The 4724-nt window shown below is 73.8% G+C and carries 1 pseudogene; it reads right to left on the reverse strand.

The features are described from left to right. A pseudogene (locus ACWEVN_RS46635) lies at positions 1-4683 on the reverse strand (amino acid adenylation domain-containing protein); the annotation flags it as partial. Positions 4684-4724 lie beyond the last annotated feature (41 nt).

Genomic DNA, 4724 nt, shown 5'->3' on the forward strand with positions numbered 1-4724 from the left:
CAGGAACCACAGCCGCTGCTGGGCGCCCGACAGCGGGACGAGGTCCGGTTGCCGGGCGGCGACCAGCGGCGGCCGCGCGGTTCCCTGGGCGGTGGCGAGCACCCCGGCCAGGCCCGCCGGCGTCGGCGTTTCGAAGACCGCCCGCACTTCGAGCTCGGCCTGGAGAGTGGTGCGGACGCGGGCGATCAGCCGGGTGGCCAGCAGCGAATGGCCGCCGAGGGCGAAGAAGCTGTCGTCCGGGCCGACCCGCGGCAGGCCGAGGACGTCGGCGAACAGCTCGCACAGCTGCCGTTCGAGGAGGGTGCGCGGCTCGCGGTCCGAGACCGGCGCGCTGACGTCCGGGGCGGGCAGGGCGCGGCGGTCGAGCTTGCCGTTCGCCGTCACCGGCAGCGCGTCGAGGACGACGATCGCCGACGGCACCATGTGCTCGGGCAGCCGTCCGGCGGCGAAGGTCCGCAGGTCCGCCGGGAGCGCGGTGCTCCGGCGCGAGCGCCGCGGGTTGCCGGTGTAGCTCAGGACCGGGTCCGGACCGGGCCGGAACGCCCCGGCCGCGTCGCCGGCGAACAGGACGTCGACCGAGCCGTCGCCGGTCGCGGACCAGGTGACCACCGCACCCAGCTCGAACCAGTCTTCGGGGTCCACGCCGTCGGTGGTGCGGCCGTTCGGGACGCCTTCGACGCGCAGGCCGTCGGCTCGGCGGACGATCACTTCGTCCACTGTGGACACATCGGTGTCCCAGATCAGCGTCTCCCCCGGCGGCGGCTCGGCCGCGCCGGGGCGCAGGACGACGTCGTAGCGGTACTGGGTGAGTTCGTTGACCGCCCGGCCGCGCTTGACCCGGATGTCCGCCGCCACCCCGTCGAGACCGGCGAAGAACTCCGGTGCCACCAGGAGTTCCTTCTCCCGCAGCAACCGCTGTTCGACGTCGCCGCCGCGCGCCCGGGCCACGGCGGTGTGGAACGCCCGGACCTGCCGCAGGTCCCGGACGTCGCCGACGAACAGCGCCCCGCCCGGCGCCAGGAGGCCGAGTGCCGTGCGCACGACGTCGAGGAGGTACGTGCCGCTCGGGAAGTACTGGACGACGGAGTTGAGCACGATGGTGTCGAAGAACCCGGACGGCAGGCCGCCGAGGTCGGCGGCGTCGCCGGTGCGCAGTTCGACGCGCTCGGCCAGCACCGGATCGGCCGCGACCCGCTCCCCCAGCGACGCGATGACCTCGGCGGAGAAGTCCGTGCCCCAGTAGGTCTCGCAGTCCGGGGCCAGTTCGGTCAGCAGCAGGCCGCTGCCGACGCCGATCTCCAGGACCCGCTTCGGCCGGAGTGAGCGGATCCGGCCGACGATCGCGTCGCGCCACTCCCGCATCTCTGCGCGCGGGATCGGCTCGCCGGTGTAGCTGGAGTTCCAGCCGGCGAACTCGTCGCGGTCGCCGGAGTACATCGAGTCGTACAGCTCGCGCCACTCGCCGACCTGCTCGGTCTCCTCCTCGGCGGACCCGGAGGTGTCGGCGGGGACGACGTACCCGACCAGCCGGACGTCGCCGGGCCGGTCTTCGCGGGCGACGACGACGGCGTGGGCGACGTCGTCGTGCGCGGACAGGGTCGCCGCGATCTCGCCCGGTTCGACGCGGAAGCCGCGGATCTTGATCTGCTCGTCGCCGCGGCCGAGGAACTCGAGGACGCCGTCGGGGCGGAAGCGCGCGAGGTCGCCGGTGCGGTACATCCGGGTGCCGGGTGCGCCGAACGGGTCGGCGACGAACCGTTCGGCGGTGAGCCCGGCCCGGCCGAGGTAGCCGCGGGCGAGCTGGACACCGGCCAGGTACAGCTCGCCCGGGGTGCCCGGCGGGACCGGGCGCAGGGCGGCGTCGAGGACGTAGGTGCGGGTGTTCCACACCGGACGTCCGATCGGGACGGAAGTGTCCTCAGTGGACGTGTGCCAGGCCGTGACGTCGACCGAGGCTTCGGTCGGTCCGTAGAGGTTGTGCAGTTCGGCGTCGAGGACCTGCCCGAACTGCGTGATGGCGTCCGTCGGCAGGGCTTCGCCGCTGCACAGCACCCGGCGCAGGCTCGGGCATTCCCGCGCCGCCGGTTCCTGGAGGAAGACCTGGAGCATGGACGGGACGAAGTGGACGGTCGTGATCCCGCGGTCGCGGATCAGCCGGGCGAGGTAGGCGGGGTCCTTGTGCCCGTCCGGCCGGGCGAGCACCTCGGTGGCGCCGGTGAGCAGCGGCCAGAGGAACTCCCACAGCGAGACGTCGAAGCTCGACGGCGTCTTCTGCAGCACCCGGTCTTCGGCGGTGAGGCCGTATGCGTCCTGCATCCAGAGCAGCCGGTTGACGATCCCGGCGTGCGGGACGACGACCCCCTTCGGCCGGCCGGTCGACCCTGAGGTGTAGATGACGTACGCCGGGTTCTCGGGGCGGAGGACGACTTCGAGGGGCTCGGCCGCGACTCCGGCCAGGGTGTCCGGGTCGTCCAGGAGCAGAGCGCCCTCGACGGCGGTCTCCGCGACGGCCAGCACGAGCGCCGGGTCGGCGTCTTCCAGCATGAACGCGATGCGGTCGGCCGGGTAGCCGGGGTCGAGCGGCAGGTAGGCCGCACCCGTCTTGAGCACGGCGAGGATCGCCGTGACCAGGTGCGTCGAGCGGGGCAGCGCCAGGGCGACCACGCGCTCGGGCCCGGCTCCCCGCGCGGCGAGCACACGGGCGAGGCGGGTCGAAACGGCGTCGAGCTCGGCGTAGGTGAGTTCTTCGTCCTCGAAGACCAGCGCGGGGTGGCCGGGGGTCCGCGCGACCTGGGCGGCGAACAGCTCCGGCACGGTGACCGCGGGGACGTCCGCGACGGCCCCCGACCAGGTCGGTTCGAGGCCGTCACGCTCGGCCGCGGTGAGCACGTCCAGGGAGCCGAGGCGGCGGTCCGGGGCGGCGGCGACCTGCCGGAGCAGGGTCTCCAGGCGGTCGAGGAGGCCGGTCACGGTCGCGCGGTCGAACACCTCGGCGTTGAACTCGGCCTGCCCGTGCAGGCCGTCGGCGCGCTCGGTGAAGGAGAACCAGAGGTCGAACTTGGCCGTGCCGGTGCCGACGGGCTGTTCGGTGACGGTCAGGCCGGGCAGTTCGACGCCGGCGCCGGGGGTGTTCTGCCAGGCGAGCATGGTCTGGAACAGCGGGTGGTGCGCCAGCGACCGGGCCGGGTTGAGCGCCTCGACCAGACGCTCGAAGGGCACGTCCTGGTGGGCGTAGGCGTCGAGGCTGCGCTCGCGGACCCGGGCCACGAGGTCGTGGAACGTCGGGTCGCCGCCGGTGTCCACGCGCAGCACCAGGGTGTTGACGAAGAAGCCGACGAGGTCGTCGAGGGCCGGGTCGGTGCGGCCGGCGATCGGGGTGCCGATCGGCAGGTCGGTGCCCGCGCCGAGGCGCGACAGCAGTGCGGTCAGGCCCGCGTGCACGACCATGAACGGGCTGGCCCCGCAGGCGCGGGCGAGGTCGGTGACGGCGGCCTGGAGCCCGGCGTCCCAGGTGAAGGTGAAGAACCCGCCGCGGTAGGCCGACACCGGCGGGTGCGGCCGGTCGAGCGGGAGCGCGATCCGCTCGGGCAGGCCGTCCAGAGTCTCCCGCCAGTAGGCGAGCTGGGCTTCCTCTTCGACGGCCAGGAGATCGCGCTGCCAGAGCGTGTAGTCCGCGTACTGGACCGGCAGCGGTGTCCACTGTGGAGCTTCGCCGTGCCGGCGGGCGCGGTAGGCCGCGGCGATGTCCCGCCAGAGCGGGGACAGCGACCAGCCGTCGGCGGCGATGTGGTGCACGACCAGGACCAGCACGTGCCGCCGCGGGCCGTCGGTGAGCAGTTCCGCGCGCACCGGGACCCCGGCGCCGAGGTCGAACACGCCCCGCACCAGAACGTCCACTTCGGAGTCCACATCGGACACTTCGCGGACGGCGAGCTCCACTGTCGGCTCGGGCAGGATCTCCTGGTACGGGACACCGTCGGCGACCGGGAAGACCGTCCGCAGGGCCTCGTGCCGGGCCACGACGTCGTTGAGCGCTTCGCGCAGCGCGTCGACGTCGAGTTCCCCGGCCAGCCGCATGATGAGCGGGACGTTGTAGGTCGCCGAGCCGCCTTCGAGGCCGTGCAGGAACCACAGCCGCTGTTGGGCGAACGACAGCGGCAGCCGTTCCGGCCGCTCGGTGACGCGGGTGAGCGGACGACGCTCGGTCCCGGTGACGGCCCCGGCGAGGTGGTCCGCGAGCGCGGCCGGCGTCGGGGCGTCGAACACGGCCCGCACCGGCACCTCGGCGCCGACGGCCGCGCGGATCCGCTGGATCAGCCGGGTGGCGAGCAGGGAATGCCCGCCCAGGGCGAAGAAATCGTCGTCCGGGCCGGCCTGCGGCACGCCGAGGACGTCGGTGAACATCTCGCACAGCAGCTGCTCGACGGGATTGCGCGGCGCGCGACCCGGCCCGGCGGTGAACCGCTCCGGGCTGGGCAGGGCCTTGCGGTCCAGCTTGCCGGAGGCGAGCACCGGGAGCTTGTCGAGCACGACGAACGCCGAGGGCACCATGTACAGCGGCAGCCGGTCCCGCACGTGCGCGCGCAGTGAGGCGACGAGCGCACCGGTTTCGCGCCGGGCGGCGGGGTTGTTGGCGTACGACCCGGCCGTGCCTGCCTGCCGCACGGGCCGGTAGGCGGGGCCGCCCGAACGCCCCGATGTGGCGTTGGGTGCGTCCAACGCAC

It is taken from the genome of Amycolatopsis sp. NPDC003861 (genome assembly GCF_053605405.1).